Genomic DNA, 26,508 nt, shown 5'->3' with positions numbered 1-26,508 from the left:
GGCGCGGGTCAGCCGCCGATCACCGCAGTACGGTGACGGCGCGTGCTGGCCTCACCCATGAGCAGGCTCACGTTGTGGCCGCCGAAGGCGAAGGAGTTCGATATCGCGTTGCGCACCCGGCCGGTGCGCGGCTGCTTCCGTACGTGGTCCGCCTCGCACTCGGGGTCGACCTCGTCCAGGTTGTACGTCGGCGGCAGCACCCCCCGGGACACCGCCAGCGCCGTGATCGCGGCCTCCACCGCACCTGATCCGCCGAGCAGGTGACCGGTCACCGACTTGGTGCTGCTGAGCGCCGGCGGTACCGCGCCGAAGACCGTGCGCAGCGCCTTCACCTCGGCCACGTCACCCAGCTTGGTGCTGGTTCCGTGCGCGTTGACGTAGTCGACCTCGCCGGGTGGGAGGTCGGCGCGACGCAGGGCCGCCGCCATCGCCTTGGCCGCGTAGGTGCCGTCCGGAAGGGGCGTCGTCGGCCGGTGCGCGTCGGTCGTGACACCCCAGCCCAGCAGGTCGGCGTACCCGGCCCCGCCCCGGGCATCCACGTCGCTGGCTCGCTCGACCACCAGGATGCCCGCACCCTCGGCGAGCACGAAACCATTGCGGCGTACGTCGAAGGGACGGCTCGCGGCGGTGGGATCCGTCCACCGCGTCGCCAGCGCGCGGGCGTGCCGGAAGCTCAGCGAGCCGGTCGGGTTCAGTGGCGCCTCGGACGCTCCGCAGATCACCATGTCGGCGTCTCCGTGTGCGATCAGGCGGAACGCCTCCACTATCGCGTGGGCGCCGGCCGAGCACGCCGTCGACATGGCGGAGCTGAAGCCGTGCGCTCCGTACCGGATGGCGATGCGGGCCGCCGCCATGTTCCCCAGGAAGCCCGGCAGCATGTACGGGCTCACCGCGGTACGGCCGCGGGCGGCGTACGCGTGGCTCTGCTCCTCGAAGATGTCCAGGCCGCCCGCACCGCTGCTGACGACCACGGCCACCCGGTCGGGATCCACGTCGGTGCCGACGGTCAGCCCGGCGTCGGCCATCGCGTCCGCGGCGGCGGCGAGAGCCATCAGCACGAACCGGTCGACGAGCCGGCCCTCGGCGGGGGGTAGCACCTCGGACGCGTTGATCTCCGGCGCGAAGCCGGCGTAGTCGATGGCCGGGGCGAGCCGATGGTCGGCGGGCACCTGCCGGATGCCGGACTTGCCGGCGCAGACGGCATCCCACACCGTGTCGACGGCACGCCCCACCGGGGTGAACAGACCGATGCCGGTGATGACGGGACGGGCGCTCGTCACCGCACCACCGCCGCGGCCGCGCCGAGCAGTTCCCCGCTCACGAGCCGGTCGCGCAGCAACGCCTTGCGCACCTTGCCGGTGGCCCCGAACGGCAGCACGCCGTCGTCGGCCGTCAGTACGCCGGCCACGGTCGCCGCCACCGCGGGTTCGAGCGCCGCGGTCACCTTGGCCACCAGGTCGGGATCCGGCGCGCCGCCGTCACGCAGCGTCAGCAGAATCACCGTTCGGACCTCGCCGGGCTCGCCCACGGCCACCACCGTGCACTCGAGCACCTCCGGGCAGGAGGCCAGGATGCGCTCCTCGGCGAGGGCGGTGTACACCCAGTTCCCGTCGCCGATGTCGGCCGCGTCGACAAGCCGGTCGACGTGGAAGAAGTAGCCCTCCTCGTTCCGGAAGACCAGGTCACCGGTGAGGAAGTAGCCGTTGCGACGGGTCCGGTAGGTCAGCTCCGAGTCGTTCCAGTAGCCGAGCGAGAGGGTGGGCGCCTTGATGCCGAGCTGACCGACCTGCCCGACCGGTAGCTCGCGGGCGTCGTCGTCGTACACCACGGCGTCCGTGTAGACGTGCGGCCGGCCGATGCAACGCCGGTACTTGTCGGTGTCCGGGGTGTGCGTGATGAAGAACTGCGAATGACCCATCTCCGAGGAGCCGAGCCCGTCGATGAAGACCGAACCAGGCTTCTGGGTCACGCCCTCGCTCGTCATCACGTAGCGCCGGCCGGCGCCGACGAGGTGACGGATGTGCGGCTCGTGCGCGCAGTCCCCGGTGTTCCACCAGGCCTGCACCGAGCTGAGGTCCCGGGTGGCGAGGTCGACGCCGGCCAGATCCGACCACGTCGTCGAGAAGCCGAGCACGCTGATCGGGCGCCACTTCTCGATCACGTCGAGGACGTACGCGCCGTTCTGCCGGGAACACAACGCCAGCTCCACGTGATTGCACAGCGCCACGCTGAGCGCGATCACCATGGCCGCGTGCCCGGGCGGCAGGATCACCAGCATCCGGTCCAGCGCCGCCGCCTTCGGCAGGGTCAGGCGGTGCCGGACGGCCGCGAAGAGGCTGTGGTGCGAGTGGGCCACCGCCTTGGGCAGACCGGTGGTCCCGGACGAGTGGGTGATGACGACCGGATCGTCGGGGTGGTGCTGGAACGGCGGTGGCGCCAGCCGCGGGTCACCGGCGCCGAGCGTCGCGACATCGACCATCGACTGGTTGGCGATCCCCTCGTCGCGCAGTGCTTGCCGGTGCCCCGCGTCGGTGATGACCACGGGGGAGGCCAGCCGCTTCCGGATGTACTCGGCGGCGATACCACTGCCGAGGTTGCCGTTGATCAGGGCCGGAACGGCGCCGATCCGGGCCAGCGCGAGGAAAGTCAGCGCCTGGTCGGCCGCGGCGCGGACGTAGACCGCCACCGGATCCCGCGGCCGGATGCCCAGCCGGTGCAGCTCGGCGGCTCGGGCGGTGACCCGATGCTCCAGCTCGTTCAGCGACATCGGCTGCCAGGACGGGTGGTCGTCCACCGGGGTGTCGAAGGTCAGCGCCGGGTCGTCCAGCCCTTCACCACGCGCGATCAGCGTGGTCAGCAGGTTTCCGGTGCCCAGCGCCGGATCCGCGGCGAGCTCGGCCCGCATTCTCTTAACGTCCATGTCTCGGCTCCCTGGAAGATGTCGTGGGGGCGTTCGTCAGCACGGCCGGACGCCTCGCGAGCAGCACGCCGGCACCCTGGTCGGACTCGTGTTCCGGGCCGGCCTGGTCCACGAGGAGTAACAGGACCCGGTCCGCCTCGCCGTCGTCGAGCAGCAGCTCCGCCGTCCTGACCGCATCGGCCACCGGGTCCTCGGCCGGGCTGGTGCAGACGACCGGCCCGTCCAGCCCCCAGTGGGCCGCGACCCAGCCGGCCACCGAGTTCGGCACCGACTGGAAGAAGAGCAGCGGAGACACCCGCCCGCCGGTGTCGACGGCCCGCGCGACGGCGGCGGCCGTCGCGACGTCGCCCCGGGGACTCACCAACATCACCGCCGTCCGCGGGGTCTCCGCCGGCGGCAGTGGCTTCTCGGTGTGGTGCCCCGCGAGGCAGCGCCGGGCGAGCTCCGCCGCCAGCCCGATGAAGGAGGATCCGATGAAGCCGGGCGGCGGGGTGGGCGACCCGTGATCCCGTTCGGCCGGCCAGTGCCCGGAGCCGAGCACCGCCAGCGTGGTCATGGCCGGGATGTCGCGAGCCGCGTGCGCCGCGGTCCAGGTCTGCCGGCTCATGCCGCCTCGACCAGGAGTGCGGTGTTCGCGCCACCGAAGGCGAAGTTGACTGTCAACGCCGAGGTGACCTCGCGGGAGCGGGGCTGGTCCACCAGACCGCCCGGGCACCCGTCCGCCGGCGTCAGCAGGCCGGCGTTGACGGGCAGCCGGCCCTGCCGGATCGTCTCGGTCGTCACGACCAGTTCGACCAGGGCACTGGCTTCCAGCGTGTGGCCGTGGACGGACTTGGAGGAGCTGACCGGCACCACGTCCGCGTGGACACCCAGCGCCCGGCGCAGGCCGACGCTCTCGGCACGGTCGCTGGCCGGCGTACCGGTGCCGTGGGCGTTGACGTAGCCGAGGTCCGCCGGGGTCCGGCCGGCCCGCTGCAGCGCCGTGGTGATGGCCCGGGCCTGTCCGGCGCCGTCGGGGCGGGGCTGGGTCACGTGGTACGCGTCGCCGGACCTGCCCCAGCCGGTGAGCCGGGCCAGCACCTGCGCGCCGCGCCGGGCGGCGGCCGCCTCCGACTCGAGCAGGACGGCCACCGCCGCGTCGCCGAGGAGCATCCCGCCGCGCCCGGCGTCGAACGGCCGCTGCCGGCCGTCCAGCGCGAGGGCCCGGCCCGCGTCGAAGAGCGCGAAGCGGTTCGGGTCGACGAGGTACCCCGCCGCGACAAGCACCCGCTCGGCGCGTCCCGTGCCGATCATGACGGCGGCGTCGATCACCGCCGTACTCGCCGCGACGCAGGCGGTGGTGTACGCGCGTGTCGCCTCGGCCAGCCCGCAGCGGCGCGCCAGCTCGGCGGCGGTCGCCCCGGCGCCATGCGCCGCCCGGGCCGTCCCCGGCGGCCAGGCGACCGCCGGATCGGTGCTCATCGCCAGCAACAACGGGACCTCCGCGCGTGCGTCGGCCGCCAGCCCGGCGGCCTCGCACGCGTTCTGCGTCACGGTGGCCAGTTCGTCGAAGAGGGAGCCGGCGTCCTTCCGCTCGGCGGCGTGCCCGGCGCGGCGGCCGTCCGTGGCGAACCGGCTCACCGACGAGAACGCCGGCTCCCCGGCGAAGGCAGCCGACGCCAGCGGTGGGACGCCCCGGCCGCAGGCGGTCATGACGTCCAGACCGGTGATCGACACCGGACGGCACCGGGGCGGCGCGACCGCTTCCGCCTTCCCTGAGGTCATCTCGATGATCCGTCCAGCGACTGTCGGAGGAGACGGGCAGCGTCGTCCACAGTGGACATTTGGAGCAACGTTTCGTCGGGCAGATCGAGCTCGACCCCGTACCGTTGCTCGACCTGATGGATCAGCCAGGCCAACTCGAGCGAGTCGATGGCGTCGGCGTCCTCCTCGTCGGCCGTGCGCTGGTGATATTCGGCGAGGATCTCAATGACGCCTTGCCGGTCCAGAGACGCGGCAGCGGTCATTTCTGCCCCATGCGCGCGGTGATCTCATCCGCTAGGTCACCCACGGTCATCATGGCCAGTCGCTCGGCCTCGTCCTCGTCGAACCGCACGCCGTAGGCGTCCTCCACCTGAATGGAGATCTCGGCGACCGCCAGGGATTCCAATTCCAGACCGTTGGCACCCAACGCAGTTTCCCGGGTCACCGATGAGATGTCATAGTTCATGTTCTTGAGCGCGTCGACAAGAAACGCGAATACGTCGGCAGACATACGGATTCCCTTCGATTGGCATGGCGCGACCGCTTGATTCGGCGTGCCATTCTGGTGAACTTTCGGCTACCTCGGAACGTGCGCTGCCCAAGCTCGTCAGCGGACCGCGGCGTCCCGTGCCACGCTGCGTAATGCGGCTGGATCCCGGACAATTTTGCCGGTGGCGGTGCGGGGAAGATCGCCCAGAACACGCAGCGAACGTGGCCGCTTGTAAGCGGCCAGACGCTCGCCGAGGTCCGCCTGGATCTCCTCGGCCGTCCGGCCGCCGGCGACTGTCACGTAGGCCATGATGATCTTGTCGTACAGCACGATCGCGCTGGTGACCCCGGGCAGGCCGGCCAGCACGGCCTCCACCTCGGCCAGATCGACCTTCAGGCCACCGATGGAGACCTGCGAGTCCAGTCGGCCGTTGATGGTGAGCAGGCCGGTCGCCGCGTCGAACGTGCCAGCGTCCCGAGTGCGCAGCCAGCCGTCCACCCACCGGGACGGGTCGACCGGGCCGACGTACGGCGACGTCTCGGTGCGCACCAGCACCTGCCCCGCCACGACACTCACCTCCATGCCGGGCGCCGGCGAAACGGCGGGGGTGTGCCGTCCGGACAGATCGGTGGCGATCACCCCGACCTCTGTCATCCCGTACATGTTGCCGAGAAGCGTTGCCGGGTAGCGCTCCCGGAACGCGTCCCGGAGGCCGCCGCGGACCAGCTCACCAGCGGTGATCATCCGGTGGAACCGGGGCGTCGCGCCGGGGTTCTGGACGCTGGCCAGCATCTCGGCGTGGAACGGGACGCCGATCACCGTGGTCGGCAGGTCCTCGGCGGTGATCGCGGCCAGCACGGCATCGGCCTTGACCCGCGCCGGGATCACCAGACGGACCCGGGCGGCGAGCGCGTACAGCAGCCCACCGACCAGGCCCAGGACATGGACGATGGAACCGAGCAGCACGACCCGCTCCCCGGGGCGGGGGAAGTCGTCGAGCCGCGCGTATCGCCGCACCTCGGCGACGAGGCTCGCCGCCGTCCGCCCGATGATCTTCGATGGTCCGGTCGAGCCGGAGCTGAGCTGGTAGAGCACGTGCGGCGTGGCAGCCGGCAGCCCGCCGGGCTGCGCGACGACGTCGGACTCCACCTCGTAGAAACCGCGGAACACCCCGGCCACCGGCGTCGTCGGCCGCACGAGGAACTGTGGGGTGAGCCGGGACAGCGCCTGGGAGATCTCGGCAGCGGCCAGGCGGTGATCGAGGAGCGTGACCTGGGCACCGGCTCGCCAGGCAGCCAGCATCGTCGTGATACCGGTTAGCGAAGGTGGCAGGCAGAGCGCCACCGTCCCGCCGGCGCGAAGCCCGGCGGCGTGCAGGTGGGTCTGGCGTTCCGTCACCAGGTTGCGCAGGGTTGCCCGGGTGATCGGCTGGTCGAGGACCAGGCAGCACTCGTCGTCGGGTCCGGCCAGGAGGACGTTGTCCACCCATGGGCCGTCCGGCGGGACCGGCCCGTCGGCTAAGAGTGAAACGCTATTCATATATTCCCCGTAATGTGATGACCTGCATAGATGCAACGGGCTTCGCCGCCTCGCACTCGATCGCAGCAGCATCGAGCGGCGCACCCACATTCGGCCGCACAAGATCACATAGGTCAATCTGAATCGACTGTAGCAGCGGCCGTCTGCGGGAGTCAACGGTGGACACCCACTTGTCAAGTTCTGGACGGGCGATCCATCAATTAGGAGAGTCGCGTTATAAGCGGGCCTTCGGGAAGCGGGGCACCCGTGTAGCATCCGGGACCACCCCCAGCGAAATGCAAATCGCCCATCCGAATGTTCCGATATCGGGAGTGTTTGATGCCAATGGACCCGCAGGTGGAGGCGCTGCGGCGACAACGCCTTACCGATCGGCGCCCACCGCTCTACGAGATGAGCCTGCAGGAGGCGCGGATCGCCGACCTGGCCGACATCCGCGCCGGCGCCGGCACGCCGGAGCCGGTGGCGGGCGTCCTCGACCGCGAGATCCCCGGCCCCGGCGGCCCGCTTCCGATCCGGATCTACCGACCGTCCGGAGCAGGCCCCTTCCCCGTGCTCGCGTACTTCTACGGCGGCGGCTGGACCCTGGGAAACCTGGACACCTCGGACGCGATCTGCCGTTCGCTCACCAACGGTGTGGGCTGTGTCACTGTGTCCGTCGGCTATCGACTGGCCCCGGAGCACCGATACCCGGCTGCGGTCCACGACTGCCACGCGGCAGTCCGGTGGATCGCCGCCCACGCCGCCGAACTGGAGGCCGACCCGGGCAGGATCGCGGTCGGCGGCGACAGCGCGGGCGGCAACCTGGCCGCCGCGGTCACCCTCCTCGCGCGCGACGACGGCGGTCCGTCCATCGCCGCCCAGTTGCTGGTCTATCCAAACACCGACTACCGGTCGGACACACCGTCGATGCGGCAGAACGACGACGACGCGTTCTTCAACCGGCGATCCGTGGACTGGTACTGGTCCCACTACCTCGCCGATCCGGCCGACGGCGACGACCCGCTCGTCTCGCCGCTGCGCGCCCAGGACCTGTCCGGCCTGCCGGCCGCCCTGGTCATCACCGCCGAGTACGACCCCCTCCGGGACCAGGGCGAGCAGTACGCGGACCGGCTGCGCGACAGTGGCGTCCCGGTCGAGCTGACCCGTTACCCCGGCATGGTGCACGGCTTCTTCGCCATGGGCGGTGTCGTCGACGCCGGCGCCCGGGCAGTGCGGCAGGCGGTCGACTGGCTGGCCGGTCGGCTCCACGGCACACCCGGGCATCGGGGTGCGGAGCCGTCATGAGCCGGCCGGAAGCCGCCTCGGCGCTCGCCGCCGGCCCGTCCGCATCGGGAGACACCGGCGCCGCCCCCCGCGTCGGCCTGGTGTTGCTGCTGTCGTCCGCGGCGACCTTCCTCGCCGTGCTCGACACGACCGTGGTCAACATCGCCTTCCCTGACCTGCACCGCAGCTTCACCCATGCCTCGGTGGCACTGCTGACCTGGGTGGTGACCGCCTACGCCGTGCCGTTCGCCGCCCTGCTCGCCCCGGCCGGGCGGGTCGCCGACGTGGTCGGGCGGCGGTTGCTGTTCCTGGGCTCGGTGGGCTTGTTTGCCGTCGCGTCGGCGCTCTGCGCCACCGTCGCCAACCTCCCGACGCTCATCGGGGCCCGGGCCCTGCAGGGTGCGGCCGCGGCGGGGATGATGCCGGCCGCGCTGAGCCTGGTGCTCGCGCTCGTGCCGCCCGCACAGCGGATGACCTCCATCGGTCTGGTGGGGGCTGCCGGCAGCGTGGCCGCGGCGGTGGGCCCCACCCTCGGCGGTCTCCTGGTCGACGCCTGGGGGTGGCGGAGCATCTTCCTCATCAACCTGCCGCTCGGCCTGTTGATCCTCCTGGGCGCGTTGCTCGGTCTGCCCCGCGACGTGCGGTCCGGCGAGTCGTTGCCCGATCCGATCGGCGTGCTCGGCATCACCTGCGGAGCCGGGTGTGTGGTGCTCGGCGTGACCCAGGGAAGCGACTGGGGATGGCGAAGCGCCAGCGTCCTGGGGCTCATCGGGATCGGCCTGCCGCTCACCGTCGTCAGCCTGGCCCGGGCGAGACGTCACCCCGCGCCGGCGCTCGACGTCGCCCTCTGGCGCAGTCGCACGTTCACGGCGACCAACGTGACGGCCTTCTTCTTCGGCGCCGCCATGTACGCGTACCTGCTGGGTGCGATCCTGTATCTCACGGTGGTCTGGCAGTACTCGGAGATCAAGGCCGGTCTGGCGGTGACTCCGGGAGCCTTCACCGCTGCGGTTGCGGCGCTGGCCGTCGGCCGGCTGGTGCCCAGCGGCCGGCAGTGGATCGCCCCCGTTCTCGGCGCGCTGGTCTTCGCCGCCTCGGTGGCCGGCATGTACCTGCTGCTCGGCGACTCACCGGCCTTCCTGGCGGTGTGGTTGCCCGCCGGCCTCATCGGCGGCGTCGGCATCGGCGCCACACTGACGGGGTTGTCGGTCGTCGCCTCGGTCTCGCTGCCACCGCACCGCTTCGCTGCCGGTTCCGGTCTGCTGATGGCCGCCCGGCAGGTCGGCGGCGCCGTCGGCATCGCCGGGCTGGGGGCCATCCTCGCCGCGGGACACGGGATGACGGCGGGCGGCTTTCTGAACGTCTTCCTCGCCTGCGCCATCTGTGCGGCGGTGGCCGCGCTCTCGGCGCTGTTCCTGCGGCCGCGCCGACCGTGAGGACACCGGTCGTGCCGGCGGTGAGAACGACCGGGAGGTCGCGATGACGATCGAAACGGACCTGGCCCTGTCCGGTGACGCGCGCGACGCCACGCTCACCTGGAGTGCTCGCGACGTGCAGCTCTACCACCTGGCCATCGGCGCCGGCGAGCAGGCCGCCGACGAGAGCGAGCTGCGCTATGTGCTCGAGGACCGCTTGCAGGTGTTGCCGAGCTTCGGCACCGCGGTGGTCGGCAGCCCGTTCGAGGCGGGCAGGTTGTCCCTGCCGGGCATCGACGTCGATCAGGGGGCGGTGCTGCACGGCGCGCAGCGGCTGGTGGTGCATCGGCCGCTGCCCCGGTCCGGCTCGGCACGCCGGCGCACCCGGGTGACCGGCGTCTGGGACGCGGGACGGACGACGGTTCTCGCACTGCGCTCGGACGTCGACGACGATGCCGGCCCCCTGTGGAGCAGCGAGTCAGAGCTGATCGTGCGTGGCGAGCGGGCACCCGGCGCCGTCCGCCGCCCGTTCCGCCGGGTGCCCCCGCCGGGCCGAGAGCCGGACCTGGTGGTGGAGTGCCCGACCAGAACGAGCCAGGCTCTGCTCTACCGGTTGTGCGGCGATCTGAATCCTCTGCACGCCGACCCGGCGACCGCGGCGGCCGCCGGATTCAGCCGACCGGTCCTGCATGGACTGTGCTCCTACGGCATCGCTCTCAAAGCGGCTGCCGACACGCTGCTCGACGGGGAGGTGACGCGGATAGTCGGTTACACGACGCGGTTCGCCGGCGTGTTCTATCCGGGCGAGACCCTCCGGGTACGCCTGTGGGCGGAGCCAGCCGGCATCCGCCTCACCGCCACCGCCGCGCAACGCGAGGACGCACCGGTGCTGGCCGACGCCGAGGTGACCCTACGCTGAGGATTCGTACGCCGCCTCGTGCCGGACGGCGACCTCGGCCGGCGCCTGGTCGCCGCCGTGGCAGGCGACCGCAAGGACGAGACCGTCGCCGACGCCCGGCGTAGCCACCACGGTCCCGGGGAAGTCCGGCACGGGGCGAAGAGCCGTGTCGCCCTCCGGCAGTCGTACGGGCCGGCGCAGCAGCGATCCACCGCCGAGCCCTCGCCCGTGCGCCTTGCCGATCGCCTCCTTGACGGTCCAGAGCCGCAAGAAGGCGGCCACCCGGCGGTCCTCCGGCTGAGCCGTCAACCATTCGGCCTCGACGGGCGGCAGCCAGCGGCGGGCCAGGGCGACGACGGGCAGCGGGCGGATCGGCTCGACGTCGACACCGACCGCCGCCCGGGTGCTGAGGGCCACGGCCACCGCGCCGCGGGTGTGACTGACGCTCACGTGCAGGTCGATGCCGGTCAGGTACGGCCGCCCACCCGGCTCGTGGGCGACCTCGATGGTGCGGATCGGGCGGCCGGTGCGGTCCGACACCGTACGCAGCAGCAGCGCCCGTGCTGCCTCGCGCGGCGCCCGGTCCGTCCGCTGGATCACCACGGTCACGGACATCTGGTCAGGCGACCTGCCCGGCCACCAGGCGCCGGTGCCCGTCGTTGCCTCGGCGCAACAACGCTGCCAAGGCCGCCACGCGGTCGGCCGGTGCCTCGACGGGATTGGCCGCGTGCGCCCGCAGCTCGGTCGCCGCCGATTGCAGATCCTCGATGACGGCCTCGATCCGCTCCGCCACCCGGTCGGCGTTCTGGCAGAGGATGTCCACCCAGAGCGGGACGTCACCGGCCGCGACCCGGGTTACGTCGCGCACGCCGGCGCCGGTCAACCGCAGCGCCGCCGGGTCGGCCGCGGTGAGCTGTGCCGCGAGGGCACTGGAAACCAGGTGGGGCAGGTGTGACACCAGGGCGGTGGCCCGGTCGTGCTCCTCGGCGCCGATCTCGTACGGCACCGCCCCGGTGAGCTCGGCGGCCCGGCGCACCACCGCGATGGCCCGTGGACGGACCGCGGCGGTGGGGCAGATGGCCCAGGTGCGACCGTCGAACAGATCCGCGCGCGCCGCTGCGGGCCCGGTCTTCTCCCCACCGGCCATCGGGTGGCCCGGAACATACGTCGCCAGGTCACAGCCGCGTGCCGCGGCCGCGGCGTACACCGATGACTTGACGCTCGCGACATCGGTGTAGAACTCGGCGATCCGGTCTCGCTGGGATTCGTGGAGCGTCGCCGCGACGGCCGCCGGCGGCACGGCCAGGACGGCGAGGTCCACCGGCGCGCCCGGGTCGGACGCCAGACCGGCGCCGAGCCGGACGGCCTGCTCCAGGGCGGCCGGATCGCGGTCCCGCAGCCACACCCCGATCCCGGCTCTGCGCAGGGCCAGCGCCACGGAGGTCCCCATCAGTCCGGTGCCGATGACGACGACTTGACGGATTTCTCCCATCCGATTCTCCTCCGCGGTACGGCCGGGCTGATGTTCCGGATCGTGGGCTGACGGAATGAGCACCCTGGGCTCGGTGGCAGGTCCATCGTCGGACGCCTATCGATACGGACCCTACGCGGGCCGCGCGCCCGGCGGGGGGCACCGTCCGGTCCGCCGCCCTGACGACTCTGGCCGCGACAGGCGGCTGGAACGTCCTGGACTCCGCCGACCGGCGAGTCATCGCAGTGCTGCTGCGAGGTCGGCAGCGTTGTCGAACGCGGGTGCCGCCCTGTCGGATTCGTCTTCCGTGAGCGTGACGGACTGGGCGCGGGCCAGCATCTCGGACGCAGTCTCTGGATCGTGCAGCACCATCGCGAGTTCGGCGCGGTAGACCAGGACCTCTACCTGCTCGACCGGGTCGTCGTCGGCTTGCGGCCGGGCCAACGCACTGTCGAGGATCCGAACGGCCTGTCCGACGCTTCCCCTGGAATCGGCCTGCACGACCGCGTTCGCCAGGGCCTTGGCCAGTCGCCCGGCAGGCGTGGCGGCCGGCATGGGCGCGGTGTCGGCGTCCCGAAAGACGCGTATCCAGTTGCCGCCCGGGTCGATGACGCTGAATCCGCCCACCCCGTCGGCGTTCTTCCGTGCCCGGGGCCGGGTCATCCGCGGCGTTCCGGAGACCAGTACCTTGCCGTACGCGGCCCGCATGCCGGCTGCGAAGGCCCGATGTAGTCCCTCGATGTCCGCGGTGAGTACGAGGCAGGAGCCATAGGACTCCTCCGGGTCGAATCCGGCGATCTCGAAGAACTGCAGATGCAGGTCTTCCCGCTGCACCCCCACACACGCGTTGGGCTTGCGTTGCTTGTACGTGGTGCGGAAACCGAGAACTCCGTAGAAGGTTTCGATGTCGTCGATGGATGCGCACGGCAGCAGGGGAACGGTCCGCTCGTTGGTCACGCCTCCTTCCTAGGCGTCGCAGGGTGCCCGTCGCACATGGAAATAGCCGATCATCGTCTTAGACCATCCGATCGGCTGATGACCCAGGGCGCAGCGCTGCGCCCTCCTGCTGCGTTACTCGGTCGGGGGCCGAGTGGCTGTGGCCGATCCAGATGGCGTCGATGGTGTGTCCGGTACGACGACGAGGCTGACGACGCGGCGGGTCCGGCCGTCGCGGGTGTTGCCGGTCCGACTGACGACGGCGTGTTCGATCTCGGCGACCATCGTGGCGAACTCTTCGTCGGTGAGCCAGACGGCGGCCTGCCGGTAGACCACGCCGTCGCGGTGGGGGTCGGCGTGTTCGTGGGCGAGGTAGCGGTCGAAGTCGCCAAGCAGTGACGCCGCGAACGTGGTGTAGGCGCGTCGGTGGTCGTCGCGGGTCATCGCGGCCCGGGCGGCGGGGCTGATCGTGCCCTGCTCCTGGCGTACCCGGTAGCTGCGCTCCACCGTGCCGCGTACTCGCCGCTCGTCGACCACCTCCAGCACGCCGGCCTCGGCCAACACGGCGATGTGCCGGTACATCGTCGCTGGGGCGATGTCGGGCAGGCGGTCGCGCAGCTGTGTGGTGGTCAGCGGGTCGGTGTCGAACAGCGTTTGCAGGATGCGCATCCGGACGGGGTGCAGGAGAAGGTCAGCGGTTGCCATGGACCTATCTTCCCACATACGATAATGTTCCCAGCGTTGATAATGTTCGCGAACACTGAGAATGATCGGAGGTGGCGCATGCGGATTGTCGACATGACGGCTGTCGCAGACGACGGACTTCCCCTGGTTGGCACGCTGACCCTGCCCGTCGGCCCGGGACCGCACCCGGCGGTTCTGCTCCTGCACGGCTCCGGGCGACTGGATCGCGATTCCAACACCGCGCGCCTCCGGATGGAGCTTGGACCACCACTGGCCAAGAGCCTGGCGAACGCCGGGATCGCCACGTTGCGTTACGACCGGCGCGGTGTCGGCGCCACCGGCGGCGACTGGTAGGCGACCGGATTCGCCGCCGGTCGGCACGACGCCGCCGCCGCGCTCCGTGCCCTCGCAGTGCGACCCGACATCCGGGCGGACGCCGTTGGCGTGCTCGGGCACAGCGAGGGTGCCATTCACGCCATGTCTCTCGGGGCACGCCCGGAGGTGGCGGCGGTGGTGTTGCTGGCCGGGTTCGCCCGCCCAGGGGAGGACGCCCTGCGCTGGCAGGCCGCAATGATCGCCCGCGACCTCCCCGCTGTCGTACGACCGCTGCTACCGATCCTGCGATCCCTGGCCAACCGGCAACTCACCCGAATCAAGACCACCAGCACGGACGTGGTGCGCATCCTCGGGAGGCCAACCAACGCCCGGTGGCTGCGGGAGCTGCTCGACCACGACCCGCGCTCCGACCTGGCGAACATCAAGGCTCCCGTCCTGGCCATCACTGGCGACAAGGACATCCAGGTCGACCCGGCGGACCTGGACGAGATCCGCCGGCTGGTGCCCGGCGACGTCACGGTCCACCGGATCCCCGACCTCACCCATGTGCTGCGTCGCGACCTCGGCCGTCCGTCGGTGCGCTCCTACCGGCGGCTGCTCCGCCAGCCGGTCGACGCCGACCTGCTCGCGCAGGTGGCCGGCTGGCTCGCCCACCGACTACCCGAGACGCCCGACACGGTTCGTGCCGGTTAACCGATGGCTCACCCCCACACAGAGCCCTCAGCCCCTGTTCCTAACCCCCGAAGGGAAACGGCGTGACCCCCGCAACCTCTGCTCGCCAAAACGACGGCCTCACCACCTTCTGGATCGTCACGTTCGCGTGGACCTTCGCCTTCTGGCTCTTCGCGAGCACACTCGATGGACCGGCGATGACGTCCCCCACCCTCGTTCCGTATCTTCTCGGTGGATTCGGCCCGGCGATCGGCGCGATCGCTGTCCGGATACGGCGCCATCGCCGTCGTCAACCGATCCCCGCCCATACGGTGCGACTTCGGCTGCGGCCACGGCTGTTCTGGGCGCTGCCCATGCTGGCCCTGGCATCGGGGACCGTGCTGGCAGCCGCACTGCTCGCGGAGTTCCTGGGCGGTCCCGCGATGAGCCTGACCGAAGGGCGCGAGTTGATCGCGACGGCGGGCGGAACCGTACCGTTCCTGATCAGCATGCTCATCGGCGGTCCGTTGGCCGAGGAGCCCGGTTGGCGTGGCACCGCCTACCCACGCCTGCGCGCGTCGATGAGCCGCCTGAGCGCCGGTCTGCTGCTGGGCGCCGCCTGGGCGGTGTGGCACCTGCCGCTGTTCTTCATCAACGGGACACTTCAGTCCGAATTCGGCCTGGTCAGCTGGAGCGGCCTGTTGTTCACGCTCAGCGTCTTCCCGATGGCACTGCTCACCGGCTACGCCTACGAACTCGCCGGGGTCGCGGCATCGGTCGCGGTCCACTTCGGCGTGAACACCACCATCGCGCTGCTCACCGTCAAGGCACCCGCCGCCCAGGCGCTCGTCCTGGCAGTGCAGATCATCGTGGCGGCCGCGCTGCTCGCCTCATCGCGCGATCGTGGGCAGGACCGACCGGCGCTGGACCACCGCGACCTGGCCGACCTGCGGTGAACGGGTGGCCGATCGCGGATGACGCCCAGCGGTGAGACGAAAACCCTGCTCGATGCCGTCCTCGCGCGCCCGCTGCACCACTTTCCCCGCCGGGTCGGTCACGGTGTCCACTGTGCCCGCGCGCATCGCCTCCTTCACGTGATCGATTTCACTCCGAATCCAGGCGGCGTGCCGTCCGTCCGACCTCGACTTACCGGCGGACGGACACCTCACGGAGGGCGCTGGGTGACGATGGCGAAACGACTGCGGGGAATAGGGGCGGCGGCGCTCAGTGTGGCGCTGGCCGTCGCGGGTGTGGGGCAGGCGGGGGCCGCCGAGTCCACCGGTACGGCGGCCCCCGGGAACACCAGAGTCGACGCGGCGGATCCGCTGCGTACGGTGACTCTGGTGTCCGGCGACCGGGTTCGAGCTCGGTCCGGCACCTACGAGGTGCAGCCCGGTCCCGGTCGCGAGCGGATGGTTTTCGCACAGCGCCGGATTGGCGGCCACGACTACGTCATTCCGGCCGATGCGCTGTCCATGATCGGTGCGCGTCGAGTTGACCGCCGACTGTTCGACATCACCGAGTTGCTGGCGTCGAGGTACGACGACGCCACGCAGAAGGAGCTGCCACTGCTGGTACGCGCGACGGGCCAGACCGCGGCCCGGCAGCGTTCTTCCGGGTACGCGGTGGTGCGTGACCTTCCGGGGCTGGGTGCTCAGGCGGTCCGGGTCCCGAAGCAGCGGGCCGGAGAGTTCTGGAGATCGCTCGACGCGCCGGTTGCCGGCAAGGCCGCGAGCGCTGGCGTGGAACGGGTGTGGTTGGACGGGCAGCGTCAGGTCAGCCTGGACCGCAGTGTCCCGCAGATCGGTGCACCAGCGGTGTGGCAGTCGGGCCGAACCGGCCGGGGCGTCACCGTCGCGGTGCTCGACACGGGCATCGACGCCACGCACCCGGACTTCGCCGGCCGACTGGCGCAGGTACGCAACTTCACCGACGACCCGGACGCCGATGATCATTTGGGCCACGGCACCCATGTCGCCTCGACCATCGCCGGTTCGGGTGCCGCCTCCGGTGGCCGGTACCGGGGCGTGGCGCCTGACGCGACATTGCTGGTCGGCAAGGTCTGCACCGATGGTGGGTGCCCCGACTCCGCGATCCTCGCCGGAATGGAATGGGCCGCCGCCAATCGTGCGGCGGTGGTGAACCTCAGCCTCGGCGGCGCCGACACCACCGAGTTGGACCCGCTGAAGGAGGCGGTGGAGACGCTGACCGCGGGTGCGGGCACGCTCTTCGTCGTGGCCGCCGGCAACAGCGGCCCCCAAGCCCGAAGCATTGGTTCTCCGGCCAGCGCCGACTCCGCGTTGGCCGTGGGCGCCGTGGATGGCGACGACAAACTCGCCGAATTCTCCAGCCGTGGCCCGCGACTGACCGGTGGTGCGATCAAGCCGGAGATCACCGCACCGGGCGTGGACATCGTCGCCGCCCGGGCGCGAAATTTCGAGGCGGACGACCCGGTTGGCGAGTCGTACACGCGGATGTCGGGAACCTCGATGGCGACGCCACACGTCGCCGGTTCCGCCGCGTTGCTCGCCCAACAGCACCCGACCTTTCGGGCGGCGGATCTGAAGGCGACCCTGATGGGCACGGCCAGGCCCGATGCGACGTTGCGGCTGACCGAGCAGGGCGCGGGACGCGTCGATGTGGCGGCGGCGTCGGGCTCGACGTTGCGGGCCGAACCACCAGCTGTCGATCTCGGCATCGCGAAGTGGCCCCACCAGGACGACCAGGCGGCCAGCCGTACCGTCGCCTTCCGCAATGACGGCGCCACGGCGGCAACGCTGTCGCTGACGCTCTCCGTGACCGGGCCGGACGGCGCCCGCGCGCCGGCGGGCATGTTCCGCATCGAACCAGCGCAGCTCACTGTCGCGGCCGGTGGTTCGGCGTCGGCGACCATCACCGCCAGGACCTCCATCTCGGGCCCGGACGGGGTGTACGAGGGGCGGGTGGTCGCCAGTGGCCCCGCTGGCGCGGTGCGGGTTCCGGTGACCATCGACCGGGAACCGGAGAGCTATGACCTGACGCTCACGCACCTGGACCGGACGGGCAGCCTGACCGGCACCTACGGCACCTTTCTGGATGGTGTCTCCGCCTCCGGCACCGTCGATCCCTACGAGCCGGACGGGACAGCCAGCATCCGGTTGCGGGCCGGCAACTACCACCTCACCAGCATCATCTCGGAGGAGCACGGCGATGATCGCCTCGTGTCCCTGCTCACCCAGCCGCAGCTCGAACTGACGGCGGACACCACAGTCGTGCTGGACGCCCGGCTCGCCAAGTCGAACACGGTAACCGTGCCCCGGCCGGCGGCAACGCCCTTCGGAGCGGTTGTCGGGTACTACCGCCACCTTCCGGACGGCGGTCTGACCGGCGCGTCGGTGTTCTCGCTCGACGGCATGGCACCGCTGTTCGCCGCACAGCTCGGTCCCGCGCTCGCCGGGAAGGTGATGCGGGGACGTCTGCAGGCGCTCTTCACCGAGCCAGGTCCGGACGGGGAGTTCGGGTCCGGGTCGCACCGCTACCACCTGGCCTGGTTCCCGTCCGGGCAGGTGCCGTCCGGGATCCGCAAGGAGGTGCGGCCCGCGGACCTGGCGGAGGTGACCGCGACGTATCCGGCGAGCACGTCGGACACGATCGGTGAGAAGGTGGCCACCGCCTCGCGTCCGGACTACACCGAGACACTGTCCTTCGGCGGCCTTGTTTCCCTGCCGGGCACGCACACCGAGTACTACTCCCGAGCGGACGACACCCGATGGTCGGCCGATGTCAGGATGGGGGAGGTCAGACAGTTGTCGGCACCCACCGCCTATCCGGCCGGCCGGCAGACCGAATCATGGCAGGCGGGCCCGCTGGGCCCGGGCTTCCCGGCCCTCCCGTCCTACTTCGCGGTCGATCCCGACGGTTACTGGATCACCCGACAGGGGAATCGGATCTTCGCCGTCGTTCCGCTCTTCTCCGACCGGGATGTCCGGCACGCCGGCTTCGCCGACACCACGTCCTACACGCAACAACTGTTCCGCGACGGGCAGCTGGTGCCCTCGATCGACGGTTTCGACTACGAGGTGCCCCCAGCGGCGGCGAACTACCGATACAACGTCACGGCAACCCGAGACGCTGAACTCTCCACCCGCGTGCAGGCCGAGTGGACGTTCCGCTCCCAGAAGTCGCAGCAGCTCACCCGCCTGCCGGTCATGGCGGTGCGCTTCGCACCCGCGCTCGACGGCGACAACGCGGCACCGGCCGGCAGAGGGCTTCGCATCCCGGTCACCGTGCAGCGGCAGGCCGGTGCGACGCCAGCCCGGGTACGGTCGCTGACCGTCGAGGTGTCCTACGACGACGGCCGGACCTGGAAGCCCGCACCGGTCCGCGAGACCGGTGCCGGCTGGCTCGCCGACGTGCACCACCCGGCCGGCGCTGGTTACGCCACGCTACGCGCGTACGTGGTGGACCAGAGCGGCAACACGGTGCGTCAGACCATCGTCCGCGCGTACCGAATCAAGGGTTGACCCCGACGGATGCCCGCACCTGCGAATTGACCGACGGCCTGCTGGCCCCGACTCCACGTCGGGGCCAGCAGGGCGAGCGGCGTCGCCGCCAGCCCGAAGCGCGGAGACGTGGCCGCTCGCCTCGGCCTACTACCCTCGGGGCTTGTGATATCTGACCTGGCGGATGTCGTCGCGGCGGGTGGCTCGGCGATCGCGGTTGTCGTGACTGTCGTTTTCGCCCTACGCCAGCTGCGCTCGGCGCAGACCGCCAACCAGACTCTCGTCGCGATCGAACTGCTGACCCGAGACCGATCCAGCGTCGAGTTCCTGCACGCTGAGGACTTCGTCCTCAGTGAGCTGACCCTCCGCCACCCGCCACCCGGTGTCAGCGTCAGTGACCTGCCGGCCGAGGCCCGCCACCAGGTGGTCCGGCTGTCCCTGTACTACAACGGTCTGGGCCAGATGCTCGCATTCGCGGCGGTCGACCCGCGGCTCCTCATGGGTACGGTCAGCTACCGCTCCCGGCAGGCCTGGCGGGTCCTGGAGCCCTACATCCTCGCCGAGCGTGCCCAGCGCGGCGAGACGTACCTGTCCCACTTCGAGCACCTGGTCCACCTGGCCACGCACAACCCGTGGGCCACGGCGGTACGCAAGTTCAACCTCAGGAGCTTCGGCAGCTATCCCGCCGAGCTCGGCCTGAACGACAGTCCGGCGAAAGCCTTGTCGCGCCAGCACGAAGTTGAGCCTGCGGAGGGGTACTGAGGACTCTACTGTCCCGCCCCGGTTGAGCCTGTCAGAATTGCGTCGACGAAGCCGGAGTGCGGAGGCAAGGAGAAGGTGTGAGCGACTGGAACGACAAGATCATTGCTGAGTTTCGCGCTAACGGTGGGCAGGTCGGCGGTCAGTTCGCTGGTGCGCCGCTGCTGCTGTTGCACACTGTCGGCGCCAAGAGCGGCCAGCCCCGCGTGCACCCGATGATGTACCAGAGGGTGGACGGCGGCTACGCCGTGTTCGCGTCCAAGGGCGGTGCGCCCACCAATCCTGACTGGTACCACAACCTGCTCGCGCACCCGCAGGCCCAGGCGGAGATCGGTACGGGCAAGGTCGAGTTGGTCGCCAGGGTTGCCACCGGCAACGAGCGGGAACGGATCTGGAGCGCGCAGAAGGCCGCGTATCCAGGCTTCGCCGACTACGAGCGGAAGACCACTCGCCAGATCCCGGTCGTCGTACTGGAACCTGCTTCGTAGGCAGAGACGGCACAACCGCGGCCGCCGACCGGCACGGGCCGGCGCCACGAGCGCCGGCCCGCTGTGGTCGCCTGCCGCCGTCGACCGGGACTTTGACGCAGACCTTAATTCCCCTCGTAGAGATCGAGATAACACTGATTGATCTCGTCGGCCCTGCCCCGTAATCCGTCGGGGTCGACGATGTCGTGCCCGATGCCGAGTTCGCGCGGCAACTCGTGCACCGAGAATGCGGTGTCGTTTCGATCAGCGATGTCTTTCGGAATGTCGACGGCCGCCCGTCGGTCGATGACGTCGTCGTCCTGCGAGGTGACGATCGCCAGCTCGCGCAGGTGCGGGCTCCTCGGGTCGGTCGCGAAGTTGCGGACGATGCGCAGGTACTGCGACAGCGCCGCGGACGAGAAGCCGTCGGCGTTGACCCGGTCCGGGACAAGGTGCGACCCGAAGAGGACGACGAGAGGCTTGACCGCCAGGTCAGGGACCTGAGCGGGGTCGGGTTTGTAGAGGGGCGACAGCAGCAGAGCACGGTGCACCGCATCGGGACGGTGACCGACAAGCCAGGTGGCCAACACCGCGCCGCCGGAGATGCCCACCACACCGACCGAGTCGCCCAGGCCGGCCGCGACGTTCATCGCGTCGTTCGCATAGTCGACCAGCTCGTTGGCGTCGAGCGTCGCGTGCGCGGACCGGTCGGTGACACCGTGCCGTGGCGCTCGTGGCACCCAGACGTTGTAGCCCCGGTCGAAGAACAGCTTCGCCAGGCCACGGTACTGCGTGGGACAGTCGGTGTAGCCGTGCAGCAGAAGAACAGCCTTCGCGCTCGTACGTCCGTGGGAGAGGAACTGGCTCCGGCACTCCGGGCGCACCTCAGGATCGATGGACTCCGCCGAGGCGGTCCGCGTGGCCCGCTCACTCGCCACGGCGAAGCTCAGGGTTTCCGGCGCCGCGCGCTGAAGCTCGTCGGTACGCAGCGGCCACCCGTACACGGCCAGGACGGCCACCACGACCAGCGTGAGGACGACCGTCAGCCCGCGTGTGAACCGGCCGCGGGGACTGCGACGGGCACGGGCGGGGCTGTCCCGGGGATCTCGGTTCGCGGCCTCCTCGTTGAGGGTGCCGGCCGGCATTGAGGTGTCCACAGTGCTCTCTCCGGTCAGCGGGCGAGGGCGCGAAGGAACCGTTCCGCGATCGGGACGGCGGACTCGGTGCTGGATCCGCCACCCTCCACGAAGACGGCGAACGCCACGTCGCCCTGCCAGCCGACGAACCAGGAGTGGGTGTGGGCCGGGTCGTTGTCGTACTCGGCGGTGCCGGTCTTGCCGTACACCGGTTGGCCCGGCACGTCCTTGAGCGCGGTGGCGGTGCCGACGGTGACCGCCTCGCGCATCATGGCCCGGACCGCCTCGACCGAACCCGGCTTGAGGCCGGCGGCGGCGGCCGGTGCGGCCGGGGCCGGGTCCAGCAGCAGCTTCGGCTGCTCGAACCGCCCCCGAGCGACGGCGGCCGTGGCGGCGGCCATGGCCAGCGGGCTGACCACGGTCTTGCCCTGCCCGAAGATGGCAGCAGCCTGCTCGTCGGGGGACCCATTCGCCGAAATCTTGCCGGTGAACACGTCGACGCCGACGTCCCACTGCCCCTCCAACCCCAGCGAGCGGCCGGCGAGAGCGAGCCCGTCGCCCCCCAGCGTCGGTGCCAGGGACGCGAAGGCCGTGTTGCAGGACTTGGCGAAGTCGGTGCGGAACGGCACCCGGCCAAGCGCGAAGTCGTTGGAGTTCTTGAACGAGCGGCCCTGCACCTTCAGGGTCTTCGGGCAGTCGACCACGGCGTCCGGTGTCACCGCACCGCGGTCGAGCAGCCCGACCGCGCTGACCATCTTGAACGTCGAACCCGGTGGGACCTGGGCGGTGAAGGCCAGGTTCTCCCCGGCCGCGCCCGGCCCGTTGGCGGCGGCGAGCACCGCGCCGTCGCTCACCCGCACCGCCACCACGGCGGCTCGCTGCGGCTCGGCAACCAGCGCCGCGTCCGCCGCGTTCTGGATCCCGACGTCGAGAGTGGTCTTCACCGCCTGCCCCGGCTCCGGATCCCGGTGGAACAGCTCGGTGCCGGTCGGCGCCAGCTTGCCGTCCTGACCCGGCCGCTCGACCGTCACCGTGAGCCCGGCGCTGCCGCGCAGCCGGTCGTCGAAACGCTCCTGGAGACCGCCCTGACCGATCAGATCACCGACTACGTACTTGCCGGGGTGGGCAGACAGGTCGTCGGCCTGCACCGCGTCCACCGAGCCGAGCAGTGCGCGGGCGAACTCCCGGGTGGGGGCGAGGTCCAGCTTCTCGGTCTGGAACGTGGTGCCCGGCAGGGCCTGGAGGCGGGTCCTGATCTGCTGGTACGCCTCGTCGCGCAGCGTCGCCACCTCAACGAACGCGTCCGGGGCGGCCCCCTTGAGCCGACTGGGCAGGTCGGCGACGTCGACGGCGGGCACCAGCGCCGGACGGATCGCCCGGAATGCGGCGTCCAACTCGCCGACCAGCCTCTGCACGTCGGTCACCTGGTTCGGCTGTACGCCGACCCGCACCACGGGCCGAGGCTCCACGATCGGCTCGCCGGCTGCGTCCAGGACCTCGCCGCGGCGAGCGGCGTCCCGACGCAGGGCCAGCTGGTCGCCGTTGGCGAGCTTCTCCTGCACCAGCTGCGGCTCCCAGATCACCTGCCACTTGTCGTCTTTCCGGGTCAGCCGCACCTGCCGGTCGTACGTCCAGTGGGTGTCACCGGGCAGCGTCCAGTCCACAGTGATGGTGCCGGTCGCCGTGCCGTCGTCGACCTTCGGGTCTCCCTGCCGGGCGACCGCGGGCGGGGTCGCGGCCAGTTCGCCGGACAACTCCCTGAGCTGCCGGGTCACCTCGGCCGCCGACAGCGTGGCGCCCGTGGTGCCGACGAAGTCGACCGCCCGCAGGTCACCCTTGCGCCAACCGGCCACGAAAGCGTCGATGCTGCCCTCCGGACCGTCATCGGCCGAGCAGGCGGTCAGCGCCCCGCCGGTGAGCACCGTCACGGTCATCGCGGCGAGCACTCCCCGCATCCGGAGGCGGCCACTGTCTGACGGGTGGAACCGGTGCAACACGCGGAATCTCCTCAGATCGTGAAACCACTCTGCTCACCTATCCCTGAAGCAGGCTAGGTCGGCCTACTGGAGATCGAGTGGACGCGCACTGGACGCGGGAAGTCGCCGCACCGCGCACACCTGCGGCGCGTGGACCCAGTCATGGTCAAGTCTTCCTCCATTCGGCCGCCCTATCGTCGTCAGTCGACGAGGCCGTCTCTTGGGTGGCGGCTTGGAGGGGCAGTAATGACAGTTGACATGTACTACGACGCGGACGCCGATCTGTCGATCATTCAGGGGCGCAAGGTCGCCGTCATCGGGTACGGCAGCCAGGGGCACGCGCACGCGCTGTCACTGCGCGACTCCGGGGTGGAGGTCGTGGTCGGCCTGCCGGCGGGCTCTCGGAGTCGCGCCAAGGCCCAGGAGGAGGGCCTGTCGGTGCTCACCCCGGACGAGGCGGCCCAGTGGGCCGACACCATCATGATCCTGGCACCCGACACGGTGCAGCGGACGCTGTTCGCGGACCAGATCGCTCCTCACCTGCGGGCCGGCGACGCGATTCTGTTCGCCCACGGCTTCAATATCCGGTACGGATTCATCACTGTCGCGTCGGATGTGGACGTCGCGATGATCGCGCCGAAGGGGCCGGGGCATCTCGTACGCCGACAGTTCGTCGACGGCAAGGGGGTGCCGGTGCTCGTCGCGGTGGAGCAGGACGCCACCGGAGGGGCTCTTGCGCTCGCCCTGTCCTATGCCGCCGCTATCGGCGGCACCGGGCCGGTGCCATTCGCACGACGTTCGCCGACGAGACCGAGACGGACCTGTTCGGTGAGCAGGCGGTTCTCGCCGGTGGTGTGACGGCACTGGTGACCACCGGATTCGAGGTGCTCACGGAGGCCGGCTACCAGCCGGAGATCGCCTACTTCGAGTGCCTGCACGAGCTGAAGCTCATCGTCGACCTGATGTACGAGGGCGGCATCGCGCGGATGCGGTACAGCATCTCCGACACCGCCGAGTACGGGGACTACAGCCGCGGCCCGCGCGTCATCGACGCTCGGGTGAAGGAGGAGATGGTCCGCATCCTCGCCGAGATCCGGTCGGGCGAGTTCGCTCGGGAATGGATCGCCGAGGACGACGCCGGCCGGCCCACCTTCACCAAGTATCGGGAGCAGGCAGCGGCCCACCCGATCGAGGAGACCGGCCGCGCCCTGCGGGCGATGATGAGCTGGGTCGATCGACCGATCACCGAGACGGCCTGACCACGTCGCGGTAAGCAGCACCCTCGGTGCCGCCGAGGGGCGGGCGTACCTCGCGGGGCCGGCGCGACGAGCGCCGGCCCCGCTGTGGTTCACCTGCTCAGGAGCGGTAGAAGGAGCACTGGAAGGCCATGTCGTCCACCCGCACGGCACCGCTGCCACCGAGCAGGGAAATCCGGAAGAACACCTGGGTCGGACCGTTGGCGTAGCTGGCCACGTCATGCCGCCGCCAGGCGGTGTCGGTGATCCGGACGGTGCGCAACGCGAGGTAGGTCCAGCTCGCCGGGTCGATCACCTCGACGTTGAGCACCGCCGACCCGCTGACCGCCCGGACGAAGAACCCGCCGCCGCAGGTGGTGTTGTGTCCGGCGGTACGCGGCCCCACGGTGAGCAGCTTGCCCACCCCGGACCAGCCGCCGGCCGAGGTCGTGAGAATGGCATTGTTCCAACCGGAATGCGCCGTTCCGGTGCCCAGCTCGTAGGCTCCGCTCCCGGCCCCGGAGCGGTGGAACTCCCACACCGCTGCCGGGTTCCCCTCGAACCCGTCGGTGTGCGTCCAGAGGTCGGCCTGGGCGGGACCGACGGCCACGGTCAGGGCCACCGTCGTCGCCATGACGGCCGCGGCGGTGAGGCGTGCGGCTCTGCTGAATGCTTTTCTCATCCCTGTCTCCTTCGCTCGTCGCCGTTCGTCACGGCGCGCCGTAGATGACGACCTGGTATCCGGTGATCGCCTCTCCCACTGGCTGGTGCCAGGTTTTCGGCGTGGAGTTGCACTGGCTGCCGACCCGGTTGGCGTGCGAGTTCAGCCCGTACGCGGTGTTGCTGGCGAACAGCGGCCCACCGCTGTCGCCGCCGAGGGTGCAGATGTTGGTCTCGACCATCTGGCGTACGGTGCCGCCCGCGCCGTTGACCGTCACGTTGGTCCTGAGCACGGAGCCGCACCTGAATCCGGTGGTCTTGCCCGAGTTGCACACCGACAGCCCGCTCACGGCCGTCGCCCAACCGTGGATGCTGCGGCTCGTGTTGTTCCACAGGTTGATGGTGCCGGTCGCCCAGACCGACGGACCGTTCATCCAGATCAGGCCGTAGTCGTCCTCCGGATAGTTGCTCTCCAGCGACGGCCCGACGTCCTGGCCGTTGGGCAGTGTCCAGTGCGGGTAGCCCTGGGTGCAGTGGCCGGCCGTGATGATGTAGTTGAAGGTGTAGTCGGTGGCGGTGAAGCCGACCGAGCAACCGCCCAACGCGTCCGCGCTGGAGATCCCGACGTTCGGCTGGATCTCGCCGGCGGTGGTCTCGAACCGCACCGCCGCGCCGAACGTGCGCGCCGCCGAGCTCTGCGCGGCGTTCTTCGCCCCCGACGCCGGCAGGCTCACCACCACCTGGTTGGTCTCCGGGTCCACCCCCCAGGTCGTGTTCGGTTCACTCGGCGCGGCCTCCAGCGCCCGCTGGATCTTCTGGAGTTGCCGTTCGCCACGAGCGACGAGGCGCGCCTTCGCGCCAGCGGCGGTCACCTTCTTGGCAGCCGCGGCGTCGGTGACCGTGACGATGAGGTCCCCGTTGGACAGGTACGCGCCGCCCGAGCTGGCACCCAGCTCGGTGGTCAACTGGTTGGCGAGTCGCACACTGGCGTTCTCGGCACCGAGCAGCTTCTCGGCGGCATCGCGGCTGATGCCCCGTTGCGCGGCGATCGCCTCGGCCATGTCCGCCGCCCCGTCCGCCCGCTTCCGGTCGGCGCCGCCGCCGCCAGAAGCCAGGGTCGCCCGGCCCTCGGTCCGGGCCGGATCCGCCGCGCCCCCGGGCTGGGCCGGCCGGTCGACCGGCCCGGCCGCTGCGGCCGTCGGGACGAAAGCCACCGACGCCACGACGGCGAGTGTCGTCGCGAGCAGGGACCTGCGGCTTGGTCTTGTCGTTCGCGGGTGGCTGACAATACGTTCTGACATGCACCGCTCCCATCACGAGGGGACTGGTCGGCCGGGTCAGGAGCTGGACGTCCCGGGCCGGACGGCAATCGTCGCAATGGGGCGGGGGCCGCGAGTCGGATGTTGGACGCGACTGGACACGGCTGGACACCTGGTTGCAGAGGCGCG

The 26,508-nt window shown here is 70.8% G+C and carries 23 protein-coding genes and 2 pseudogenes; 10 read left to right on the top strand and 15 right to left on the bottom strand.

Features of this window, described 5'->3' with window-relative positions:
• Positions 1–8 precede the first annotated feature (8 nt).
• From AB0B14_RS11305 to AB0B14_RS11275, 7 genes are all read right to left on the bottom strand, one after another.
• Positions 9–1,280 carry a beta-ketoacyl-[acyl-carrier-protein] synthase family protein gene (locus AB0B14_RS11305; protein WP_357065026.1) on the bottom strand — a complete coding sequence of 424 codons (1,272 nt, stop codon included), beginning with the start codon at positions 1,278–1,280 and terminating at the stop codon, positions 9–11.
• Positions 1,277–2,920 carry a class I adenylate-forming enzyme family protein gene (locus tag AB0B14_RS11300; RefSeq protein WP_357522342.1) on the bottom strand — a complete coding sequence of 548 codons (1,644 nt, stop codon included), beginning with the start codon at positions 2,918–2,920 and terminating at the stop codon, positions 1,277–1,279. The genes AB0B14_RS11305 and AB0B14_RS11300 overlap by 4 nt, the downstream gene beginning before the upstream one ends.
• Positions 2,910–3,527 (bottom strand): beta-ketoacyl synthase chain length factor, encoded by a 618-nt coding sequence (locus AB0B14_RS11295; RefSeq protein ID WP_357522341.1) that lies wholly within the window; start codon positions 3,525–3,527, stop codon positions 2,910–2,912. Before AB0B14_RS11295 ends, AB0B14_RS11300 begins: the two co-directional genes overlap by 11 nt.
• A complete protein-coding gene (locus AB0B14_RS11290; RefSeq protein ID WP_357522340.1) occupies positions 3,524–4,684 on the bottom strand; it encodes a beta-ketoacyl synthase N-terminal-like domain-containing protein in 1,161 nt (386 codons plus the stop codon). Before AB0B14_RS11290 ends, AB0B14_RS11295 begins: the two co-directional genes overlap by 4 nt.
• Complete coding sequence (locus tag AB0B14_RS11285) at positions 4,681–4,926, bottom strand: acyl carrier protein (RefSeq protein WP_357065033.1); 246 nt, start codon at positions 4,924–4,926, stop codon at positions 4,681–4,683. Before AB0B14_RS11285 ends, AB0B14_RS11290 begins: the two co-directional genes overlap by 4 nt.
• Complete coding sequence (locus AB0B14_RS11280; protein WP_357065035.1) at positions 4,923–5,174, bottom strand: acyl carrier protein; 252 nt, start codon at positions 5,172–5,174, stop codon at positions 4,923–4,925. Before AB0B14_RS11280 ends, AB0B14_RS11285 begins: the two co-directional genes overlap by 4 nt.
• Positions 5,175–5,270: 96 nt before the next feature.
• Positions 5,271–6,692: a class I adenylate-forming enzyme family protein gene (locus tag AB0B14_RS11275; RefSeq protein WP_357065037.1), complete on the bottom strand. Its 1,422-nt coding sequence runs from the start codon at positions 6,690–6,692 to the stop codon at positions 5,271–5,273.
• A gap of 318 nt (positions 6,693–7,010) precedes the next feature.
• On the opposite strand from AB0B14_RS11275, the gene AB0B14_RS11270 reads away from it, so the two are divergent.
• The 3 genes from AB0B14_RS11270 to AB0B14_RS11260 are packed head-to-tail and all read left to right on the top strand — an operon-like array spanning position 7,011 to position 10,289.
• Positions 7,011–7,976 carry an alpha/beta hydrolase gene (locus AB0B14_RS11270; protein ID WP_357522339.1) on the top strand — a complete coding sequence of 322 codons (966 nt, stop codon included), beginning with the start codon at positions 7,011–7,013 and terminating at the stop codon, positions 7,974–7,976.
• A complete protein-coding gene (locus tag AB0B14_RS11265) occupies positions 7,973–9,391 on the top strand; it encodes an MFS transporter (protein ID WP_357522338.1) in 1,419 nt (472 codons plus the stop codon). The genes AB0B14_RS11270 and AB0B14_RS11265 overlap by 4 nt, the downstream gene beginning before the upstream one ends.
• Positions 9,392–9,434: 43 nt before the next feature.
• Positions 9,435–10,289, top strand: coding sequence for a MaoC/PaaZ C-terminal domain-containing protein (locus AB0B14_RS11260; protein ID WP_357522337.1), 855 nt, complete (start codon positions 9,435–9,437; stop codon positions 10,287–10,289).
• Here AB0B14_RS11260 and AB0B14_RS11255 read toward each other — a convergent pair.
• The 4 genes from AB0B14_RS11255 to AB0B14_RS11240 form a co-directional block, all read right to left on the bottom strand.
• Entirely contained in the window at positions 10,281–10,883 is a 603-nt protein-coding gene (locus tag AB0B14_RS11255; protein WP_357522336.1) for a 4'-phosphopantetheinyl transferase superfamily protein, read from the bottom strand. The genes AB0B14_RS11260 and AB0B14_RS11255 overlap by 9 nt on opposite strands.
• Positions 10,884–10,887: 4 nt before the next feature.
• The gene (locus tag AB0B14_RS11250) at positions 10,888–11,760 is read right to left on the bottom strand and encodes a prephenate dehydrogenase (RefSeq protein ID WP_357065047.1); all 873 of its coding nucleotides are present in this window, start codon (positions 11,758–11,760) and stop codon (positions 10,888–10,890) included.
• A 216-nt stretch (positions 11,761–11,976) separates the two neighbouring features.
• Positions 11,977–12,696: a VOC family protein gene (locus AB0B14_RS11245; protein ID WP_357522335.1), complete on the bottom strand. Its 720-nt coding sequence runs from the start codon at positions 12,694–12,696 to the stop codon at positions 11,977–11,979.
• A gap of 114 nt (positions 12,697–12,810) precedes the next feature.
• Positions 12,811–13,380, bottom strand: coding sequence for a helix-turn-helix domain-containing protein (locus AB0B14_RS11240; RefSeq protein ID WP_357065051.1), 570 nt, complete (start codon positions 13,378–13,380; stop codon positions 12,811–12,813).
• A gap of 93 nt (positions 13,381–13,473) precedes the next feature.
• On the opposite strand from AB0B14_RS11240, the gene AB0B14_RS11235 reads away from it, so the two are divergent.
• From AB0B14_RS11235 to AB0B14_RS11210, 6 genes and pseudogenes are all read left to right on the top strand, one after another.
• The gene (locus tag AB0B14_RS11235) at positions 13,474–13,713 is read left to right on the top strand and encodes a hypothetical protein (RefSeq protein ID WP_357522334.1); all 240 of its coding nucleotides are present in this window, start codon (positions 13,474–13,476) and stop codon (positions 13,711–13,713) included.
• A gap of 39 nt (positions 13,714–13,752) precedes the next feature.
• A pseudogene (locus tag AB0B14_RS11230) lies at positions 13,753–14,388 on the top strand (alpha/beta hydrolase); the annotation flags it as partial.
• Between the two features lie 290 nt (positions 14,389–14,678).
• Complete coding sequence (locus AB0B14_RS11225) at positions 14,679–15,302, top strand: CPBP family intramembrane glutamic endopeptidase (protein ID WP_357522333.1); 624 nt, start codon at positions 14,679–14,681, stop codon at positions 15,300–15,302.
• 231 nt (positions 15,303–15,533) lie between these two features.
• Positions 15,534–18,848: a S8 family serine peptidase gene (locus AB0B14_RS11220; protein WP_357522418.1), complete on the top strand. Its 3,315-nt coding sequence runs from the start codon at positions 15,534–15,536 to the stop codon at positions 18,846–18,848.
• A gap of 144 nt (positions 18,849–18,992) precedes the next feature.
• Positions 18,993–19,589: a hypothetical protein gene (locus tag AB0B14_RS11215; protein ID WP_357522332.1), complete on the top strand. Its 597-nt coding sequence runs from the start codon at positions 18,993–18,995 to the stop codon at positions 19,587–19,589.
• Between the two features lie 77 nt (positions 19,590–19,666).
• Positions 19,667–20,074 carry a nitroreductase family deazaflavin-dependent oxidoreductase gene (locus AB0B14_RS11210; protein ID WP_357065058.1) on the top strand — a complete coding sequence of 136 codons (408 nt, stop codon included), beginning with the start codon at positions 19,667–19,669 and terminating at the stop codon, positions 20,072–20,074.
• A 104-nt stretch (positions 20,075–20,178) separates the two neighbouring features.
• Here AB0B14_RS11210 and AB0B14_RS11205 read toward each other — a convergent pair whose 3' ends face one another.
• Both AB0B14_RS11205 and AB0B14_RS11200 read right to left on the bottom strand, forming a co-directional pair.
• Positions 20,179–21,210, bottom strand: coding sequence for an alpha/beta fold hydrolase (locus tag AB0B14_RS11205; protein WP_357522331.1), 1,032 nt, complete (start codon positions 21,208–21,210; stop codon positions 20,179–20,181).
• 14 nt (positions 21,211–21,224) lie between these two features.
• Entirely contained in the window at positions 21,225–23,144 is a 1,920-nt protein-coding gene (locus AB0B14_RS11200; RefSeq protein WP_357522417.1) for a penicillin-binding transpeptidase domain-containing protein, read from the bottom strand.
• Positions 23,145–23,411: 267 nt separating this feature from the next.
• On the opposite strand from AB0B14_RS11200, the pseudogene ilvC reads away from it, so the two are divergent.
• Positions 23,412–24,424 (top strand): annotated as a pseudogene (ilvC, locus tag AB0B14_RS11195) (ketol-acid reductoisomerase).
• Positions 24,425–24,521: 97 nt separating this feature from the next.
• On the opposite strand, the gene AB0B14_RS11190 reads toward ilvC, so the two are convergent.
• Together AB0B14_RS11190 and AB0B14_RS11185 are read right to left on the bottom strand one after the other, a co-directional pair.
• Positions 24,522–25,082, bottom strand: coding sequence for a hypothetical protein (locus tag AB0B14_RS11190; protein WP_357065064.1), 561 nt, complete (start codon positions 25,080–25,082; stop codon positions 24,522–24,524).
• A gap of 28 nt (positions 25,083–25,110) precedes the next feature.
• A complete protein-coding gene (locus AB0B14_RS11185) occupies positions 25,111–26,283 on the bottom strand; it encodes a S1 family peptidase (RefSeq protein ID WP_357065066.1) in 1,173 nt (390 codons plus the stop codon).
• Between the last annotated feature and the right edge of the window lie 225 nt (positions 26,284–26,508).

It is taken from the genome of Micromonospora sp. NPDC049171 (genome assembly GCF_040648275.1).
In the GTDB taxonomy this organism is placed as follows: Bacteria; Actinomycetota; Actinomycetes; order Mycobacteriales; family Micromonosporaceae; genus Micromonospora.
The sequence above is the reverse complement of the archived record's forward strand: the minus strand, read 5'-3'. Positions and strand labels throughout refer to the sequence as shown.

What these genes read in the sequence shown, in the direction of transcription:
- AB0B14_RS11190 (WP_357065064.1), bottom strand. Translation starts at nt 25,082, where the DNA reads ATGAGAAAAGCATTCAGCAGAGCCGCACGCCTCACCGCCGCGGCCGTC.
- AB0B14_RS11295 (WP_357522341.1), bottom strand. Translation starts at nt 3,527, where the DNA reads ATGAGCCGGCAGACCTGGACCGCGGCGCACGCGGCTCGCGACATCCCG.
- AB0B14_RS11275 (WP_357065037.1), bottom strand. Translation starts at nt 6,692, where the DNA reads ATGAATAGCGTTTCACTCTTAGCCGACGGGCCGGTCCCGCCGGACGGC.
- AB0B14_RS11260 (WP_357522337.1), top strand. Translation starts at nt 9,435, where the DNA reads ATGACGATCGAAACGGACCTGGCCCTGTCCGGTGACGCGCGCGACGCC.
- AB0B14_RS11300 (WP_357522342.1), bottom strand. Translation starts at nt 2,920, where the DNA reads ATGGACGTTAAGAGAATGCGGGCCGAGCTCGCCGCGGATCCGGCGCTG.
- AB0B14_RS11290 (WP_357522340.1), bottom strand. Translation starts at nt 4,684, where the DNA reads ATGACCTCAGGGAAGGCGGAAGCGGTCGCGCCGCCCCGGTGCCGTCCG.
- AB0B14_RS11265 (WP_357522338.1), top strand. Translation starts at nt 7,973, where the DNA reads ATGAGCCGGCCGGAAGCCGCCTCGGCGCTCGCCGCCGGCCCGTCCGCA.
- AB0B14_RS11240 (WP_357065051.1), bottom strand. Translation starts at nt 13,380, where the DNA reads ATGGCAACCGCTGACCTTCTCCTGCACCCCGTCCGGATGCGCATCCTG.
- AB0B14_RS11280 (WP_357065035.1), bottom strand. Translation starts at nt 5,174, where the DNA reads ATGTCTGCCGACGTATTCGCGTTTCTTGTCGACGCGCTCAAGAACATG.
- AB0B14_RS11250 (WP_357065047.1), bottom strand. Translation starts at nt 11,760, where the DNA reads ATGGGAGAAATCCGTCAAGTCGTCGTCATCGGCACCGGACTGATGGGG.
- AB0B14_RS11200 (WP_357522417.1), bottom strand. Translation starts at nt 23,144, where the DNA reads ATGCGGGGAGTGCTCGCCGCGATGACCGTGACGGTGCTCACCGGCGGG.
- AB0B14_RS11270 (WP_357522339.1), top strand. Translation starts at nt 7,011, where the DNA reads ATGCCAATGGACCCGCAGGTGGAGGCGCTGCGGCGACAACGCCTTACC.
- AB0B14_RS11255 (WP_357522336.1), bottom strand. Translation starts at nt 10,883, where the DNA reads ATGTCCGTGACCGTGGTGATCCAGCGGACGGACCGGGCGCCGCGCGAG.
- AB0B14_RS11235 (WP_357522334.1), top strand. Translation starts at nt 13,474, where the DNA reads ATGACGGCTGTCGCAGACGACGGACTTCCCCTGGTTGGCACGCTGACC.
- AB0B14_RS11285 (WP_357065033.1), bottom strand. Translation starts at nt 4,926, where the DNA reads ATGACCGCTGCCGCGTCTCTGGACCGGCAAGGCGTCATTGAGATCCTC.
- AB0B14_RS11220 (WP_357522418.1), top strand. Translation starts at nt 15,534, where the DNA reads ATGGCGAAACGACTGCGGGGAATAGGGGCGGCGGCGCTCAGTGTGGCG.